The sequence below is a fragment of the Nocardia otitidiscaviarum genome (assembly GCF_007362295.1).
GTDB classification, from domain to species: Bacteria; Actinomycetota; Actinomycetes; order Mycobacteriales; family Mycobacteriaceae; genus Nocardia; species Nocardia otitidiscaviarum.
The window spans coordinates 6,663,682-6,679,752 of the sequence record NZ_CP041695.1 but is presented as its reverse complement, the minus strand read 5'-3'; the positions used below and the strand labels follow the sequence as shown (position 1 = coordinate 6,679,752).

Below are 16,071 nucleotides of genomic sequence, written 5' to 3'. Positions count from 1 at the left end.
CTGCGGTGTCAGCGCGGCCTGTCGGTGGCGGTGGCCTGCTGCGCGGCGGTGCGGAAGGCGGCCAGGACGGCGGCGACCGCGGGGCGGCGGTCGGCGTGCGGACGGGTGGCCAGGTCGTAGAGGCGGGCGGCGCGGACACCGGCCAGTCGCAGCATGACCAGGTTCGGGTCGCGGACGGCGAAGCGGGGCATGAGGGCGATGCCGCAATCGGCCGCGACCATGGCCTCGATCACGGAGAAGTCGTTGAGACGCTGGGTGATTCGCGGTTGCACGCCGGTGACGGTGGCGATGGAGCGCAAGACGTCGTCCACGGGGAAGCCGCCGCGCACCGACAGCCACTCCTCATCGGCCAGTTCGGCGGGCACGACCGCGCCACTGCGGGCCAGGCGGTGTTCGGGCGCGACCAGCACATCGATCGGCTCCCGCATGAGCACCCGGGAGTCGACCCGCGGCCCCGCCACGGACGGCGCGTGCTCGTCGCGGTGGGTGAGCACCACGTCGTAGTCCGCCAGCAGCCGCAGCACCTCCGAGGGCGGCAGGTCCTCGTCGGCGGCGACCACGTCCACACCGCTGCCCGCCAGCTCGCGCAGCACCCGCGGCAGCAGTAGCGCGGCCCCCGACGGGAACAACGCCACCCGCACCTGCCCGCGCGGCGAGCCGCGATACGACTCCATCTCGGCGACGGCCCGATCCATGGCCGCCAGCACCTCGTCGGCGCGCACCACCAGTGCCCGCCCCGCATCGGTCAGCCGCACCCGCCGCCCGTCCGGCTCCAGCAGCACCACCCCCGCCTCCCGCGCCAGCACCTTCAACTGCTGCGACACCGCCGACGGCGTCATGGACAGCGCCGCCGCCACCGCCGCCACGGTTCCGCGATCCGCCAACTCCCGCAGCACCCGCAGCCGCTCGACCGCCATCGCCCCGCCCGCGGGCTGCGCCACCCGCCGCGCCCACCCGGTCCGCTCCGGTATCCCCGACGGCACAGCCTTCCCCTCTGCCACCGCGTCGGTACTGTCCGGCGGAGTCCGCCCCGCCGCATCCTGCGCCGCGACGGTCGCGCCGCCGACCCGCCGAGGTGGCCGCACGGTCCTGGGCAGCCCGCTCCCTGCCGCCGCCTTGCCCTCCGCACGCGCCGCCGATCGCCGCGCGGTATTCGCCCGCGCACCCGCCACGGGTAGCGAGGTCTCCGTGGACGCGATCGGACCGTCGGCGGTATCGGACCTCGTTGGGCGTTGGGTTGCCGCCGTGTTCACCGGCGTATCGGTGTGGACAGGTTCGGGCGCGGCGCTACCCGCGGGCGAGTCGGGTCGGGCGGTGTGCGACGAACCCGCAGCGGTATCGGACCGCCCGCTGGCTTCGGGTGCGGAGCCCATGCGGACCTCGGGCCGCGTGGTCGGCGGTGGCGACGTGATGCGTGCGCGTGTGCCCGGCCCCGTGGTGACGCGTGAGGGCGCGGCTCCGGGGATGCCGGGTTGCGTGCCGGGCGGCGCGGTGGCGGCTGTGGTGTCGGTCTCGGTCGCCGATCCGGCGGCGGGGGTATCGCCGGTGGTCGGCGGGTTGTGCTGCGGCATACTTCAGTTTTACTACACTATTAGTGCACAACAATTCGATTGTTCTTACCTATAGAACGCTTCACGATGCGTGCATGAGTAGTCGTGACCGCTTGATCGGGCTCACCGTCGTCGTGCTGTGGGGATTGAACTTTCTGGCGATTCGGGTGGGTCTGGATCATTTCCCGCCGTTCTTCTTCGTGGGATTGCGGTTCGCGGTGATCGCGGTGCCGGTGTTGCTGTTCGTGCCGCGGCCGCGGGTGCCCTGGCGGTATCTGCTGATGTACGGCACCGGGTTCGGGGTGTTGCAGTTCGCCTTCCTGTTCACCGCCATGCGGGCTGGGATGCCGACCGGTTTGTCCTCCTTGGTGTTGCAGTCTTCCGCACCGTTCACCGTTCTGCTCGGCGCTCTGCTGCTGCGCGAGCGGCTGCGTCCGATCCAGCTGGTCGGCATTGCCGTGGCCATGGCCGGGATGGCGGTCATCGGATGGGATCGCGCGCACTACGCGGCGCTGCTGCCGCTGCTGCTCACCCTGGCCGGTGGATTGAGCTGGGCGTTCGGCAATATCGGGTCGCGGCTGGCGATGGCGGATGCCGAGGGGGTGAACCCGCTGCACCTGACCCTGTGGATGGCGGTGGTCCCGCCGCTGCCGATGTTCGCGCTCTCGGCGCTGACCGAGGGCCCCACCACGGGCTGGCGGGATCTGGCCGAATCCTTCACCGCGACCGGCTGGCCCGCCCTGGCGGCCCTGGCCTACATCGTCCTGCTCGGCACCATCGCGGGCTCGGGCCTGTGGACCCTGCTCATGAGCCGCTACCCGGCGGGCACCGTCGCCCCGCTGTCCCTGCTGGTGCCGGTGGTCGGCATCGCCGCCGCCTGGGCCTTCCTGCACGAAACCCCGACCGCCCTGTCACTGCTGGGCGCGGCCGTCGTCATCATCGGAGCCTTCACCGCCACCTCCGCCGGCCGCCCCGCACCCGCGCGCTTCGCACATTCGCTGGCTCTCGGGGAGAAGTCCCGCACCCCAACCGACCACAGGGCGGAATCCGCTGCCTAGGATCGGTCCCGGCTGGGAGGTAAGGGAATGGCAGGACAGCGCATGTCCGTGTCGCGGCGGTCGGTGCTGCGCGGCACGGTCGCGGCGGGCGCGGTGACCGCGGGGGCGGTGACGACCGGGCTGCGGTCCGCCCCCGCGCGGGCGGCGGCGGGCCGTCGGGTGGCGGTGCTGGGCGGCGGCGTGGCGGGAATGACCGCCGCGCACGAACTCGCCGAGCGCGGCTTCGAGGTCACCGTGTACGAGCGGCGGGCACTGGGCGGCAAGGCGCGCAGCATGCGGGTGCCGGGCAGCGGCCGGGGCGGTCGCCCCGATCTGTGGGGCGAGCACGGCTTCCGCTTCTTCCCCGGCTTCTACCACCACATTCCGGATACCATGCGGCGAATCCCGTTCGCGGGCAACACCAATGGTGTGTGGGACAACCTGATCGCCGCACCCGAGGCGCGTTTCTCCCGTCGCGACAACGACGACGTGATCATGCCGCTGGGCAAGGCGGGCCGGGTCTGGGCGACGCCGGAGGACTTCCGCGAGACGGTCAGCTCCGCCATCTCCACCACGGCGAAGATGCCCTATCAGGACGCCCTCTACTTCGCCAACCGGCTGCTGGTCTTCAACACCAGTTGCGACGCCCGCCGATACGGCCAGTGGGACAAGGTGTCCTGGCGCGACTACGTGGGCGCGCGCAACCGGTCGAGCGAATTCCGCATGCTCATGTCCCGCACCCTCACCACCCTGCTGGTGGCGGCACGGGACGATCTGGCCAGCACCCGCACCATCGGCAATATGGGCGAGCAGTTCCTCGGCAATCCGCTCGAGATCGGCAATGACGGTGCGCTGGACCGGATTCTGGACGGCCCCACCAATGAGGCGTGGATCGACCCGTGGGCGGCGCGGCTGCGTGAACTCGGCGTGCGCTTCGTCGCGGCGGAGGTGCGCGGACTCGAGGTGAGCGGCAACCGCATCGGCTCGGCCCGGGTGGTGACCGCCGCCGGCGCGGCCGAAACGGTGGCGGCCGACCACTTCGTGTGCGCCCTGCCCGTGGAGGCGGCGCGCACCCTGCTCACTCCCGAGATCCTGGCGCTGCGACCGGAATTGGCGGGCATGCACCAGCTGATGGTGGACTGGATGACCGGCCTGCAGTTCTTCCTGCGCCGACCGACCGCCATCGCGCGCGGCCACGTGGCCTACGTGGACTCGCCGTGGTCACTGACCTCCATCTCCCAGGATCAGTTCTGGCCGCGCGTACGACTGTCCGAGCACGGGGACGGCACCGTCGTCGACTGCCTGTCGGTGGACATCTCCGACTGGAACACCCCCGGCCCGCTCTACGGCAAGACGGCCAAGGAGTGCACCCACGACGAGATCGTCCGCGAGGTGTGGGCGCAGCTGAAGGCCCACCTCAACGATCGCTCCGAACTGCTGCGCGACGAGGATCTGCACTCCTGGTTCCTCGACACCGGCATCTCCTGGAATGCCGCCACCCGCCGCAACGAGAACGCCGACCCGCTGCTGATCAATACGGCCGGCTCGTGGGCGCTCCGCCCAGAGTGCCACGGCGCCATCGAAAATCTGTATCTGGCAGGCGATTACGTGCGGACGAACGTGGATCTCGCCACCATGGAGGGAGCGTCGGAGTCGGCGCGCACGGCGGTGAACGCCATCCTGGACGTCACGGGCGCCACCGCTGCGCGCTGCCGCCTGTTCACCCTGTACCGGGCGGCGGAGCTGGAGCCCTTCCGGCAATTGGATGTCGCGCGCTACGCCAGCGGCCAGCCGAACCTCTTCGACGGCCCGGTCTGATTGTTCACAAACCCCTGGTGCCGCAGCCGGATCGGGGCGTTCAATCGAATCCATGAGCGAGATCACCGACCCCGAGGAACTGCGAGAACTGTTGGGCGCGGTGAATCCTCGCGCCGCCGCCAAGGAACGCGTCCAACTGCATCCGCGCGACCGCGAGTGGATCGCGGCGTCCCCGTTCGTGGTGCTGGCGACCAGCGACGCCGCGGGCAATTGCGACGCCTCCCCGAAGGGTGACCCCGCCGGATTCGTTCGGGTCCTCGACGATCGGACCATCGCGATTCCGGAGCGTCCCGGCAACCGTCGCGCCGACGGCTACCTCAATATCCTGGACAACCCGCACATCGGCGTACTGTTCGTGATCCCCGGCCGCACCGAAACCCTGCGCGTCAACGGCCGCGCCCGCCTGGTCCGCGACGCCCCGTACTTCGACGACATGATCGTGCGCGGCCACCGCCCCATCCTCGCCGTGGAGGTCGACATCGACCAGATCTTCTTCCACTGCGGCAAGGCGTTCCTGCGCTCCAACCTCTGGCACCCCGACCGCTGGCCCGCCGACACCCTCCCCACCCAAGCCCACCTGGTCAAAGAACTACAACCAGACACCCCCCAATCCCTCGAGGAACTGACCCACTACTACTCCGAACCCAACTACGCCCAGTCCCTCTACAAGTCCTGACCCGCCGAGGGGGAACTGGTGGCGGGGGTCTCCCGCGCGATACCGCCACGGATTCCCCCTGACCGTTCGGTCTGTGCGAGCGGGATCACGCGGACCGCGTGTGGCGGGGTGCGGTGGCGGCAATAGACTCGCGGCGTGGCAGACATTTCGGTGCGCGGGCGGGTGGCGCTGCGGGCGGCGACCGCGGCCTCGTGGGCCTCGCAGAAGGCCGGGCGCGGTAAGGGGTCGATGATCGGCGGGCTGATCGCGCTGAAGATCGACCCGTCACTCATGACGCAGCTCGGCCGGGGACGGCGCACGGTGCTGGTGACCGGCACCAATGGCAAGTCCACCACCACCCGGATGACGGCGGCCGCGCTCGGCACCCTGGGCCGGGTCGCCACCCAGGCCGACGGCGCGAATATGGACGCCGGCATCGTGGCCGCGCTGACCGCGAATCGCACGGCGCCGCTGGCCGCGATCGAGGTGGACGAGCTGCATCTGCCCCATGTGGCCGATGCGCTGAATCCCTCGGCGGTGGTGCTGCTCAACCTCAGCCGCGACCAGCTGGACCGGGTCGGCGAGATCAATATGATCGAGCGCCGCCTGCGCGCCGGCATGGCCCGGCATCAGCACGCCGTGCTCATCGCCAACTGTGACGACGTGCTGGTCACCTCCATCGCCTACGACCACCCGAATGTGGTGTGGGTGGCGGCCGGCAGCGGCTGGCAGGTCGATGCCACCAGCTGCCCGCGCAGTGGCGAGCCCATTCTGTGGGAGGGCGACCACTGGTACAGCACCGGCGCGGATTTCAAACGCCCGCAACCGGATTGGTGGGTGGACGAGCACACGCTGTACGGCCCGGACGGACTGGAGCTGCCGCTGAGCCTGGCGCTGCCCGGACGCGCCAACCGGGGTAATGCCGCGCAGGCGGTGGCGGCGGCCATCGCGCTGGGGGCCGATCCGGCGCGGGCCGTCGCGGCGGCGGCGACCGTGAAGGAGATCGCGGGCCGCTACCGCACCGTTCAGGTCGGCGACCACGCGACCCGGCTGCTGCTGGCCAAGAACCCCGCCGGTTGGCAGGAGGCGCTGTCCATGATCGACCCCGCCGCGAAGGGTTTGGTGATCGCGGTCAACGGCCAGGTGCCCGACGGCGAGGACCTGTCCTGGCTGTGGGACGTGCGGTTCGAACACTTCGAGGGCACCCGGGTGGTGGCGGCGGGCGAGCGCGCCACCGACCTCGCGGTCCGCCTCACCTACGCCGGGGTGCAGCACACCATCGTCGCGGACCCCGTGCGCGCCATCCGTTCCTGCCCCCCGGGCCAGGTGGAGGTGCTGGCCAACTACACGGCATTCCGCGACCTGAACCGCGACCTGGAGGAGAAGGCGGGGGTGCGCGCATGAGCGAGCGAAGCGATCGACCGGAAGACACGACCGAGCGGCCGAGGGATACCGCCGACCACGCCGGGCCCGCGGACACCGCTGCCTCGTCGCAGGCGGCGGACATCACCGCGGAGCGGATCGCGGCCGCCGCCCGCGTGGAACAGGCTGCGGCGCAAGGGCAGCGGTCGAGTGAGTCCACGGTGCGTATCGGTTTGGTGCTGCCGGATGTCATGGGCACCTACGGCGACGGCGGCAATGCGGTGGTGCTGCGGCAGCGGTTGCGGATGCGCGGCTACGACGCCGAGATCGTCGAGATCTCGCTGAGCGAGCCGGTTCCCGACTCGCTCGACATCTACACCCTGGGCGGTGCGGAGGATTCCGCGCAGCGCCTGGCCACCCGCCACCTGCAGCGCTACCCCGGCCTACAGGCCGCCGCCGGGCGCGGGGTGCCGGTGCTGGCCATCTGCGCGGCCATCCAGGTGCTCGGCCACTGGTACGAGACCTCCTCGGGCGAACGCGTGGACGGTGTCGGCCTCATCGACGTCACCACCTCCCCGCAGGCCGAGCGCGCCATCGGCGAGGTGGTCACCAACCCGATCCTCGCGGGGTTGAGCCAGCCCCTCACCGGCTTCGAGAACCACCGTGGCGGAACGAAACTCGGCGGCGCGGCCACCGGTCTGGCCCGCGTCACCCGCGGCGTCGGCAATGGTGTCGGCGACGGCCTGGAGGGCGTGGTGCAGGGCTCGGTCATCGGCACCTACATGCACGGTCCCGCCCTGGCCCGCAACCCGGAACTCGCCGACTACCTGCTCGCCAAGGCCCTCGGCGTCGACTCCCTCCCGCCTCTCGACCTCCCCGAGGTGGAGCAGCTGCGCCGCGAACGCCTGCGCGCCTGAGCGAACGCGTTGCCGGTGCGGGTCGGATCCCCGGCATCACTCGGTGCCGGTGTGATGCGATGGCGCGCATCGAAATCGAGAGATCATAGCCGCCGAACATGGTGCTCGCACGGATATTGCGAACGTGTTGAGGTGTGGGCGGCGGCCCGGTAGTGTCGCGCGCGGCCATTGGTTGATGAGGAGGTGGCCGGTTGCGGAGGCGCGCCGTCTTGAAGGCTGCCGGGGTGGCGGCTTTGCTGGCGGGCGTCGGGACGGGGGCCGCCACGCGCGGTGCCGGACCGGCGTCGGCGAATTTCCTGTGGCATGCGCTGTTCGAGGCATGGGTGCCGGAAATCTTCGCGCCGCTACCGGATCCGCCGGAGCACACCGAGGCCATCGTCATCGGCTCGGGGTTCGGCGCGTCGGTCACCGCCCTGCGGTTGGCCGAGGCCGGGGTGCGGAACACGGTGCTGGAGCGCGGATCACGGTGGCCCAACGACCCGTGGCGGGAGATCTTCACCGGTGACGATCTGCCGGACGGACGCGGGTTCTGGCATCGGAACACCTTCACCGGCGTGACCAAGGTGCCCATGTCGTTCGCCAGCTTCGGCGGTGTCCTCGATGTGACCGAGTACCCGGGTATCGACGTGTGGCGGGCCGCGGCGGTCGGCGGCGGCTCGGTGATCTTCACCGGGGCCATGGTCGCGCCCGAGCGGCATCTGTTCGATGCCGTCTTCCGCGGCGTCGTGAACTACGACGAACTGGACCGCGTCTACTACCCGCGGGTGCGGCAGATGCTGCGGCTGAGCCCCATGCCCGCGGATGTGTACGGCTCCGCGCCGTTCACGCATTCACGCATCTGGGATCAGCAGGTGCGGGCGGCGGGCTACCAGCCCACGCCCAACGATTCCGCCTTCGACTGGAACATCATTCGCGGCGAGCTGGCGGGCACCACCCGCGCCTCCGCCATCGCCGCGCGCAGCAATCTCGGCAATTCCAACGGCGCGAAGTTCGACCTCAACCAGAACTACCTGCGCTACGCCGAGGCCACCGGCAATACCGGCATCTATCCCGGCCACCGGGTGGACGCCATCGCGCAGGACGGCGACCGGTACGCGGTCACGGTGACCAAGCTGGCCCCCACCGGGCAGGTGCTGTCCACCCGCACCCTCACCTGCGACCGCCTGTTCCTGGGCGCGGGTTCGGTGGGCACCTCCGAACTGCTGGTGCGCGCCCAGGCGACCGGTGCGCTGCCACACCTCAACGAGCACGTCGGCGACGGCTGGGGCACCAATGGCGACGCGGTGCTGGCGCGCGGCGCGAACGCCCTCACCGGGGTCGGCAACGGCGTCCCGAGCGCCAGCCGCATCGTGGACGAATCGGGTGTGCCGCTGACCCTGGAGAACTGGTACGTGCCGGGCATTCCGGTGGACACCGGGGCCATCGCGTCACTGGGGATGGTGCTGGACCCGACCCGCGCCCGCTTCGGCTACGACCGCGCCGCCGACCGGGTCGGCCTGACCTGGCCCGCACACGCACAGGACCAGGTGCTGGCCGCCTGCCGTGCCGTCGACGACCGGATCGCCGAGCGCGGCCGCGCGATCGTGGACTACACGCCCATCGGCTACGACGCCCAGGCGTTCTTCACCGCCCACCCGCTCGGCGGCGCGGTGCTGGGCCGCGCCACCGACGCCTACGGCCGCGTGCACGGCCATCCGGGCCTGTACGTGATGGACGGCGCGGCCCTGCCCGGCAGCACCGCCACGGCGAACCCGTCCCTGACGATCACCGCCGTCGCCGAACGCAATATCGAGGCCATCCTCCGCGCCGGACGGTAGCCGCCGGATCGCCCGGCCCGGTTCGGTTCCGCCCGCGGCACCGGCGCGGCAACTACTCTCGGCTTGGCTGTTTCGAGGTGGAAGGGGCCGTCGTGAGCCAGTTCAGCGGCGCGGAGGGTGAGTACCCGCGCAAACCGCCGGTGCTGTGGACAGATTTCGCCATGCTGGCACTGGCCGTCGTCTCGGTGGTGCTGGTCGGCTGGGTGACGTTCTTTCCGGTGGCGGACAACACCTATCGGACGATCGTGGTGGTGGACTGGATCATCTGCGGCGTCTTCGCGATCGAGTTCGTCTGGCGCTGGCGGCGCGAGGGCTGGCCGTGGTCGTTCCCGTTCGTCTACTGGTACGAGGTGCTGGGCATGATCCCGGTGACCAGCCCGTTCTTCCGCGGCTTCCGGCTGTTGCGGGTCGTGGTGGTCGTGGTGCGCCTGGCGCGGGTGGCGGACCGGGCGTTCGGCGACCGGGTCACCGCCGCGGTGGTGAACCGCTCGGTCGGGACCATTGTCGAGACCATCAAGCGCCCGGTGACGGTGGCCGTCATGGACGAGGTCGCCCAGGTGTTGCGGACCGCCCATTTCACCCGCAATATCTCGGCGGCGCTGGAGGAGAATCGCGCCGAGCTGGATCAGATGATCCTGGAGACCATCCGCAAGGATCCGCAGTTGGGTCGCGTGCGCTATCTGCCCTTCCACGAGGAGATCATTCGCGGCATCGCCGACGCCAGCTTCCGCGTGGTGCTCGACGTGCTGGCCGACCCGCGCACCGACGAGCTGGTCGCCGATGTGTTGCGGGAGAATGTGGATCAGATGCGCGAAGCGGTGCGCGCGGGCGTGCGGGTGCCGGATTCGTTCGACCATCGGCCGCCGCCCGTCCCGGACCGCGCGGCCGTGCTCGAGCGCTGACCGGTCCGGGACGGCTGCCTACCCCGCGTGGCCGTGTCGGATCTCGTCGCGGAACTGCGCGTGCCGCACCGTTTCCCAGACGATGAGCACGGCCAGCACGGCGCACAGGATGCCGAGGGCCGCCAGGGCGGGCAGCGCGGCGGCGACGGGGATCAGCGCCAGCAGCGCCACCGCGGCCACCAGCCGCTGCGTGCTCACCTGACCCGTCGCGTACTGCTTGAAGCCCACGAGGGCGACCAGGTACAGCACCACGCCGCCGAACAGCCCGTACAGCGGAATGCCGTACAGCTTGTCCTCCAACGTGTGTCCGTCGGCCCCGCCCACGTAGTTCAGCACCTTCTTGAGGCCCACGGAGAGTCCGATGATGCCGACGATCATGGGGAAGTGCCAGTAGGTGTAGCAGGCTCGCGCGATCTTGATCCGCCGTGCCCCGTCGGCCCGGTGCATGGCCTGCTCGACCGTGAGCGCCGCGATATCGAAGTACGCCCACCACAGCAGCCCGGAGATGGCCAGTCCCAGCATGGATCCCAGCGCGATGGGCCAGGAGATGGGCAGTCCGGACACACCGATGCCGATGGACACGATGGATTCGCCGAGCGCCACGATGATGATGAGCCCGTGCCGTTCGGCGAAGTGCTTGACGGAGTTGAGTCGCCAGTCGGTGCCCGCGATCATCGTCCACAGCATGTCTCCGGCCACGGCGAGCATCCACAGCGCGATCTGCCAGGCGCCGTGCGTGAATGCCGCGAGCACCAGCAGTCCGCCGCCGATGGTCAGCGACCCCAGGCCCCAGCGCACCACCTGTCCGCGCAGTTGGGCGTCCTCGGAGCTGGCGACCATGAACACGACGATGTGCACCAGCCGCACCACCAGGTAGCCGATGGCGAACACCAGGGGTGCGTACCAGCCGCCCGGAAGGTCGTGGAATGCCTCGGGAATCGCGAGCGCCATGAGGAAGGTCGCCCCCATGGCCACGAATATGCCGAGGCGGGTCACGCCCTCGTCGGCTCGGACCACGTTCCCTAGCCAGGAGTACGCGACCCACAGCCACCACATGAGGGCCAGCACCACGAGTGCCCGCAACATGTTCACCGCGGTGGTCTCGTGGGCCGCGAGATCGGCGACCATGGTGAAGGCGAAGACCAGCACCAGGTCGAAGAACAGTTCCAGTTGAGTGACGGCGGAGCCCTCGGACACCGCTGTTGTCCGCGATCGGCGCGATTCGCTCATGAAGGACATCGTGGCAGGAATCGCCCGAAAGGCGTGGACCTCCGGCGGATTTCCGCCGCCGGCGTAATGGTCAGGCGAGTCCGGGTTCGAACGATCCGCCGTACAGCGGCCCGGCGTACCCGCGCGGCTCGTACGCGCCCTCGGGGTACGGTTCCGGCTCGGCCTCCGGCTCGATGCCCGCGTAATCCTCGATGTAGGCGATGAAGTTCTCCACCAGCGTCTCGCTCTCGCGATTGGCGGTGCGCTTGAGCAACATGCCGGGCACCGGAATCGGGAGGCGGATCTCGGAGTGGTACCAGACCTCGGTGCCGTCCTCGGTATCGGCGATCTCGAACCAGCCCTTGCCGCCCGCACCGGCGCTGGATTCGGTGACCTTCCACTCGATTCGATCCTGGGTGCAGGTGTATTCGACCACCTGCCGGTCGGGTCGGCCCATGAGATTGGCCGACACGTAGACCCGCTTGGGCCGCCCATAGCTGTCGCGAGTCGCGACACGCACATCCTGGTGGGAAGGCGACCAGTCGGGCAGTCGCTCGACCGTCAGCAGCGCCTCCATCACCTGTTCGGGATCGACGTCGACAACGAATCGGTGATCAGTCTTAGTACGCATTACAACCCTCCAGCTTCAGGGGCCGATTGTGACGAGCGTCGCTCTAGGAGTCAACCTACCGGTCCGATAGCTGGTACCGCCGGGAACTGGTACAGGATCGAATCCTGCTGTCCGGCAAGGGGATCGGGCTGGACCGAAGTATCTTCGAGAAACTTCGGAAGGGGTGCGGTGAACCGCCCTCAGCCGGGGGCTTTCACTTCCCAGTCCGGGCCTGGGAACACCAGGCTCTCGTGGCCGTCGTCGAAGCGCACCACGTAGGGCGGCGCGCCGTCGTCGCCGCGCACCTCGACGATCTCGCCGGTGCGTTCCCGTAGCCCGACGGCATGGGTGTGGACAACAAGCTGGTCACCGACATTCGCTCGCATGATGTGCATTATCGGCCGTTCGTGATGCGCGTCACAAGGGGTCGGCGCCCGTCGAAAACCTGCTTGACACCACTTCGGGCGTAGTACTACATTTCTAATCACTACGAACGAAGTACAACAATCGAGGCGGTAAGAGTATGCGAAACCTGGTCTACTACGTGGGCGTCTCCCTGGACGGCTACATCGCCGGGCCGGGCGGGGAGATCGACTTCTACCCCCTCTCCGACGACATGACCGCGTGGATGACGGAGCAGTACCCGGAGTCGCTGCCCACCCACATTCGCGAACAGGTCGGACTGGCGGTGGACGCACCCAACCGGGAATGGGACACCGCGGTGATGGGTCGCGGCACCTACGACCCGGCCTACCTGCACGGCATTACGAACCCGTACGCCCATCTGAAGCAGTACGTGGTCTCGACGACGCTCGGCTCCGTGGACGAACCGAACGTGACCGTGGTCGACAGCGATCCGGTCGAACTCGTACGACGGTTGAAGCAGGAAGAGGGGAAGAAGATTTGGCTGTGCGGCGGCGGCACACTGGCGGGGCAGCTCATCGACGAGATCGACGAGCTGATCATCAAGAGCTATCCGGTGCTCGCGGGGACCGGCATCCCGGCGCTCACCGGCGCATTCACCCCGACCCGGTTCCGGCCCACGCGGCGGCGGGAATTCGACAACGGGGCGCAGGTCACCTGGTTCAGCCGGGCGTGACCCGTGGGGTCACGCCGGGTCGGCAAGGAAGGAGAGCCGTATCTTCCGGTTCGGGTTATCGACGTTGAGGTCCACGAACGCGATGGACTGCCAGGTGCCCAGCGTCATGACGCCGCCGAGCACCGGCACCGTGGCATAGGGCGGGATCAGCGCGGGCATGACGTGCGAGCGGCCGTGCCCGCGCGAGCCGTGGGCGTGCCGCCAGCGGTCGTCGGCGGGCAGCAGATCGCGCAGCGCGGCCAGCAGGTCGTCATCGCTGCCCGCGCCCAGTTCGATGATCGCGATACCGGCCGTGGCATGCGGTACGAAGACGTGCAGCAGCCCGTCGCCGCCGCCCGCCGCCTCGCGTAGGAACTCCTCGCACAGCCCGGTGATGTCGTGCACCACCTCGCTGTGCCCGGTCTTCACCTCGAGCACCGTGCTCTTCATCGTTCACCTCCCGAATTCGCTCCCCGCCATGGTCCCGCCGGGCCGCGCTCTCGCCAATAGAGGTTATGCATGAAACCGCGCCGCCCGTTCGCGACCGCGCCGGTGGCGGGTGGACACCGCCGCACCCGCGTCACCACCGAAGTCAATCTGTTCGTCATATTCGCGCGGCATTACATGGGTCACAGCCGGGAGGTGGGCGCAAAACCCCTGGACGCTCATCGGTAGGCTGGGTGCTCGATAGCAGCAGTTTGTCGATCTTGGAGGATTCCACCGTGGCTCTCGTCGTTCAGAAGTACGGAGGATCTTCGCTCGAATCGGCCGAGCGCATCCGTCGCGTCGCTGAGCGGATCGTCGAGACCAAGAAGCAGGGCCACGACGTGGTGGTCGTCTGCTCCGCCATGGGCGACACCACCGACGAGCTCCTCGATCTCGCCCAGCAGGTGGCCCCCGCGCCGCCCGCCCGCGAGATGGACATGCTCCTCACCGCCGGTGAGCGCATCTCCAACGCGCTGGTGGCCATGGCCATCCATTCACTCGGCGCCGAGGCCCGCTCCTTCACCGGCTCCCAGGCCGGTGTGGTCACCACCGGTGCGCACGGCAACGCGCGCATCATCGACGTGACGCCGGGTCGGCTCCGCGAGGCCCTCGACGAGGGTGTCATCGTGCTGGTCGCCGGATTCCAGGGTGTCTCCCAGGACAGCCGGGATGTGACCACGCTGGGTCGTGGCGGTTCCGACACCACCGCGGTCGCGCTGGCCGCCGCGCTCGAAGCCGATGTCTGCGAGATCTACACCGATGTGGACGGCGTGTTCACCTCGGACCCGCGCATCGTTCCCGATGCGCAGAAGCTCGAACAGGTCTCCTACGAGGAGATGCTGGAACTGGCCGCGACCGGGGCCAAGGTGCTCATGCTGCGGTGTGTGGAGTACGCGCGCCGCTACAACGTGCCCGTGCATGTGCGCTCGTCGTACACCGACAAGGTGGGCACCTACATTTACGGATCGATGGAGGACATCCCCTTGGAGAAAGCAATCCTCACTGGCGTCGCGCACGACCGCAGCGAGGCCAAGGTGACCGTCGTCGGCATTCCGGACGAGCCGGGTTACGCCGCCAAGGTGTTCCGCGCGGTCGCCGATGCCGAGATCAATATCGACATGGTGTTGCAGAACATCTCGAAGGTGGAGACCGGCAAGACCGACATCACCTTCACCCTGCCCAAGAGCGAGGGTCCGCGCGCCGTGGAGCTGCTGACCAAGCGGCAGGGCGAGATCAACTTCTCCCAGGTGGTGTACGACGACCACATCGGCAAGGTGTCCCTGGTGGGTGCGGGCATGAAGTCGCACCCGGGCGTCACCGCCACCTTCTGTGAGGCGCTCGCGGACGCGGGCATCAATATCGACCTCATCTCGACCTCCGAGATCCGCATCTCCGTGCTGGTCAAGGACACCGATCTGGACGAGGCCGTGCAGGTGCTGCACCGCGCCTTCGATCTGGGCGGCGACGAGGTGGCGGTCGTGCACGCCGGAACGGGGCGCTGACATGATCGGGTCAAGCGCGGAGGCGGCAGCGCAGCGTAACCACGTAGCGCTCCCGATCATGTCGAAAGGACACTGAGCCATGGGTGTACGCGTAGGTGTGGTCGGCGCGACCGGGCAGGTCGGCGCCGTCATGCGGAAGCTGCTGGAAGAGCGCGATTTCCCGGCCGACGAGGTGCGTTTCTTCGCGTCGTCGCGGTCGGCGGGCAAGACGCTGCCGTGGCGCGGTAAGGAGATCGTGATCGAGGACGCCGAGACGGCGGACCCGACCGGGCTGGACATCGCGCTGTTCTCGGCCGGTGCCACCATGTCCCGGGTGCAGGCCCCGCGCTTCGCGGCGGCCGGTGTCACGGTCATCGACAACTCCTCGGCCTGGCGCAAGGATCCCGAGGTGCCGCTGGTTGTCTCCGAGGTGAACCCGGAGCAGACCCGGAACCTGCCCAAGGGCATCATCGCCAACCCCAACTGCACCACCATGGCCGCCATGCCGGTGCTGAAGGTGCTGCACGACGAGGCCGGACTCCAGCGCCTCATCGTGTCCAGCTACCAGGCGGTGTCGGGCTCCGGCCTGGCCGGTGTGGAGGAGCTGGCCTCGCAGGTGCGCGCGGTCATCGACGACGCCGAGAAGCTGACCCACGACGGTTCCGCCGTGGAGTTCCCCGCGCCGAACAAGTACGTCGCGCCCATCGCCTTCGACGTGATCCCGCTGGCGGGTGCGCTGGTCGACGACGATTCCGGCGAGACCGACGAGGACCAGAAGCTGCGCAACGAGTCCCGCAAGATCCTGGGCCTGCCGGAGCTCGCGGTGAGCGGCACCTGTGTGCGTGTCCCGGTCTTCACCGGCCACTCGCTGTCCATCAATGCCGAGTTCGCGCAACCGCTCTCGGTCGAGCGCGCCACCAAGCTGCTGGAGAATGCCCCGGGCGTCAAGCTGGTGGACGTCCCCACCCCGCTGCAGGCGGCCGGTATCGACGAATCCCTGGTCGGCCGCATCCGCCAGGATCCGGGCGTCCCCGACGGCCGCGGTCTGGCCCTGTTCATCTCGGGTGACAACCTGCGCAAGGGCGCGGCGCTCAACACGATTCAGATCGCCGAGGTGCTGCTCGAGAACCGCTGACGCGGCGGCTCACC

15 protein-coding genes are annotated in these 16,071 nt (G+C 69.3%); 10 read left to right on the top strand and 5 right to left on the bottom strand.

What is annotated here, in order from left to right; all coding sequences use genetic code 11:
• Positions 1-8: 8 nt before the first annotated feature.
• Positions 9-917 carry a LysR family transcriptional regulator gene (locus tag FOH10_RS30065; RefSeq protein WP_143984399.1) on the bottom strand — a complete coding sequence of 303 codons (909 nt, stop codon included), beginning with the start codon at positions 915-917 and terminating at the stop codon, positions 9-11.
• A 728-nt stretch (positions 918-1,645) separates the two neighbouring features.
• Between FOH10_RS30065 and FOH10_RS30060 the strand changes: the two genes are divergently transcribed.
• The 7 genes from FOH10_RS30060 (at position 1,646) to FOH10_RS30030 (ending at position 10,058) form a co-directional block, all read left to right on the top strand.
• A complete protein-coding gene (locus FOH10_RS30060) occupies positions 1,646-2,608 on the top strand; it encodes an EamA family transporter (RefSeq protein ID WP_143983205.1) in 963 nt (320 codons plus the stop codon).
• A 27-nt stretch (positions 2,609-2,635) separates the two neighbouring features.
• Positions 2,636-4,405: a hydroxysqualene dehydroxylase gene (locus FOH10_RS30055; protein WP_143983204.1), complete on the top strand. Its 1,770-nt coding sequence runs from the start codon at positions 2,636-2,638 to the stop codon at positions 4,403-4,405.
• A gap of 52 nt (positions 4,406-4,457) precedes the next feature.
• Entirely contained in the window at positions 4,458-5,081 is a 624-nt protein-coding gene (locus FOH10_RS30050; RefSeq protein ID WP_029932823.1) for a pyridoxamine 5'-phosphate oxidase family protein, read from the top strand.
• Between the two features lie 135 nt (positions 5,082-5,216).
• Positions 5,217-6,464 (top strand): Mur ligase family protein, encoded by a 1,248-nt coding sequence (locus FOH10_RS30045; protein WP_186000625.1) that lies wholly within the window; start codon positions 5,217-5,219, stop codon positions 6,462-6,464.
• 209 nt (positions 6,465-6,673) lie between these two features.
• Positions 6,674-7,339 carry a type 1 glutamine amidotransferase gene (locus tag FOH10_RS30040; protein ID WP_228810672.1) on the top strand — a complete coding sequence of 222 codons (666 nt, stop codon included), beginning with the start codon at positions 6,674-6,676 and terminating at the stop codon, positions 7,337-7,339.
• Positions 7,340-7,548: 209 nt separating this feature from the next.
• Positions 7,549-9,156, top strand: coding sequence for a GMC oxidoreductase (locus FOH10_RS30035; protein WP_483406959.1), 1,608 nt, complete (start codon positions 7,549-7,551; stop codon positions 9,154-9,156).
• Positions 9,157-9,248: 92 nt separating this feature from the next.
• Complete coding sequence (locus tag FOH10_RS30030; RefSeq protein WP_244961431.1) at positions 9,249-10,058, top strand: ion transporter; 810 nt, start codon at positions 9,249-9,251, stop codon at positions 10,056-10,058.
• Positions 10,059-10,076: 18 nt separating this feature from the next.
• On the opposite strand, the gene FOH10_RS30025 is transcribed toward FOH10_RS30030, so the two are convergent.
• The 3 genes from FOH10_RS30025 to FOH10_RS30015 form a co-directional block, all read right to left on the bottom strand.
• Positions 10,077-11,288, bottom strand: a complete 1,212-nt coding sequence (locus tag FOH10_RS30025; RefSeq protein WP_143983200.1) for a low temperature requirement protein A — start codon at positions 11,286-11,288, stop codon at positions 10,077-10,079.
• A gap of 70 nt (positions 11,289-11,358) precedes the next feature.
• Positions 11,359-11,898, bottom strand: a complete 540-nt coding sequence (locus tag FOH10_RS30020) for an SRPBCC family protein (protein WP_081592163.1) — start codon at positions 11,896-11,898, stop codon at positions 11,359-11,361.
• Between the two features lie 179 nt (positions 11,899-12,077).
• Complete coding sequence (locus FOH10_RS30015; protein WP_029932816.1) at positions 12,078-12,263, bottom strand: DUF1918 domain-containing protein; 186 nt, start codon at positions 12,261-12,263, stop codon at positions 12,078-12,080.
• Positions 12,264-12,400: 137 nt separating this feature from the next.
• On the opposite strand from FOH10_RS30015, the gene FOH10_RS30010 reads away from it, so the two are divergent.
• Positions 12,401-12,976, top strand: a complete 576-nt coding sequence (locus tag FOH10_RS30010) for a dihydrofolate reductase family protein (protein WP_143983199.1) — start codon at positions 12,401-12,403, stop codon at positions 12,974-12,976.
• A 9-nt stretch (positions 12,977-12,985) separates the two neighbouring features.
• Here FOH10_RS30010 and FOH10_RS30005 read toward each other — a convergent pair whose 3' ends face one another.
• Positions 12,986-13,405 (bottom strand): secondary thiamine-phosphate synthase enzyme YjbQ, encoded by a 420-nt coding sequence (locus tag FOH10_RS30005; protein WP_029932814.1) that lies wholly within the window; start codon positions 13,403-13,405, stop codon positions 12,986-12,988.
• Between the two features lie 272 nt (positions 13,406-13,677).
• Here FOH10_RS30005 and FOH10_RS30000 point away from each other — a divergent pair, with 272 nt between their 5' ends.
• Both FOH10_RS30000 and FOH10_RS29995 read left to right on the top strand, forming a co-directional pair.
• Positions 13,678-14,943 carry an aspartate kinase gene (locus tag FOH10_RS30000; protein WP_029932813.1) on the top strand — a complete coding sequence of 422 codons (1,266 nt, stop codon included), beginning with the start codon at positions 13,678-13,680 and terminating at the stop codon, positions 14,941-14,943.
• Between the two features lie 79 nt (positions 14,944-15,022).
• The gene (locus tag FOH10_RS29995; protein ID WP_029932812.1) at positions 15,023-16,057 is read left to right on the top strand and encodes an aspartate-semialdehyde dehydrogenase; all 1,035 of its coding nucleotides are present in this window, start codon (positions 15,023-15,025) and stop codon (positions 16,055-16,057) included.
• The last annotated feature ends 14 nt before the right edge of the window (positions 16,058-16,071 follow it).

Excerpts from the sequence above, each read along its gene's own strand:
- FOH10_RS30065 (WP_143984399.1), bottom strand. The coding sequence starts at position 917 with ATGGCGGTCGAGCGGCTGCGGGTGCTGCGGGAGTTGGCGGATCGCGGA.
- FOH10_RS30060 (WP_143983205.1), top strand. The coding sequence starts at position 1,646 with ATGAGTAGTCGTGACCGCTTGATCGGGCTCACCGTCGTCGTGCTGTGG.
- FOH10_RS30055 (WP_143983204.1), top strand. The coding sequence starts at position 2,636 with ATGGCAGGACAGCGCATGTCCGTGTCGCGGCGGTCGGTGCTGCGCGGC.
- FOH10_RS30050 (WP_029932823.1), top strand. The coding sequence starts at position 4,458 with ATGAGCGAGATCACCGACCCCGAGGAACTGCGAGAACTGTTGGGCGCG.
- FOH10_RS30040 (WP_228810672.1), top strand. The coding sequence starts at position 6,674 with ATGGGCACCTACGGCGACGGCGGCAATGCGGTGGTGCTGCGGCAGCGG.
- FOH10_RS30025 (WP_143983200.1), bottom strand. The coding sequence starts at position 11,288 with ATGAGCGAATCGCGCCGATCGCGGACAACAGCGGTGTCCGAGGGCTCC.
- FOH10_RS30020 (WP_081592163.1), bottom strand. The coding sequence starts at position 11,898 with ATGCGTACTAAGACTGATCACCGATTCGTTGTCGACGTCGATCCCGAA.
- FOH10_RS30015 (WP_029932816.1), bottom strand. The coding sequence starts at position 12,263 with ATGCGAGCGAATGTCGGTGACCAGCTTGTTGTCCACACCCATGCCGTC.
- FOH10_RS30010 (WP_143983199.1), top strand. The coding sequence starts at position 12,401 with ATGCGAAACCTGGTCTACTACGTGGGCGTCTCCCTGGACGGCTACATC.
- FOH10_RS30005 (WP_029932814.1), bottom strand. The coding sequence starts at position 13,405 with ATGAAGAGCACGGTGCTCGAGGTGAAGACCGGGCACAGCGAGGTGGTG.
- FOH10_RS29995 (WP_029932812.1), top strand. The coding sequence starts at position 15,023 with ATGGGTGTACGCGTAGGTGTGGTCGGCGCGACCGGGCAGGTCGGCGCC.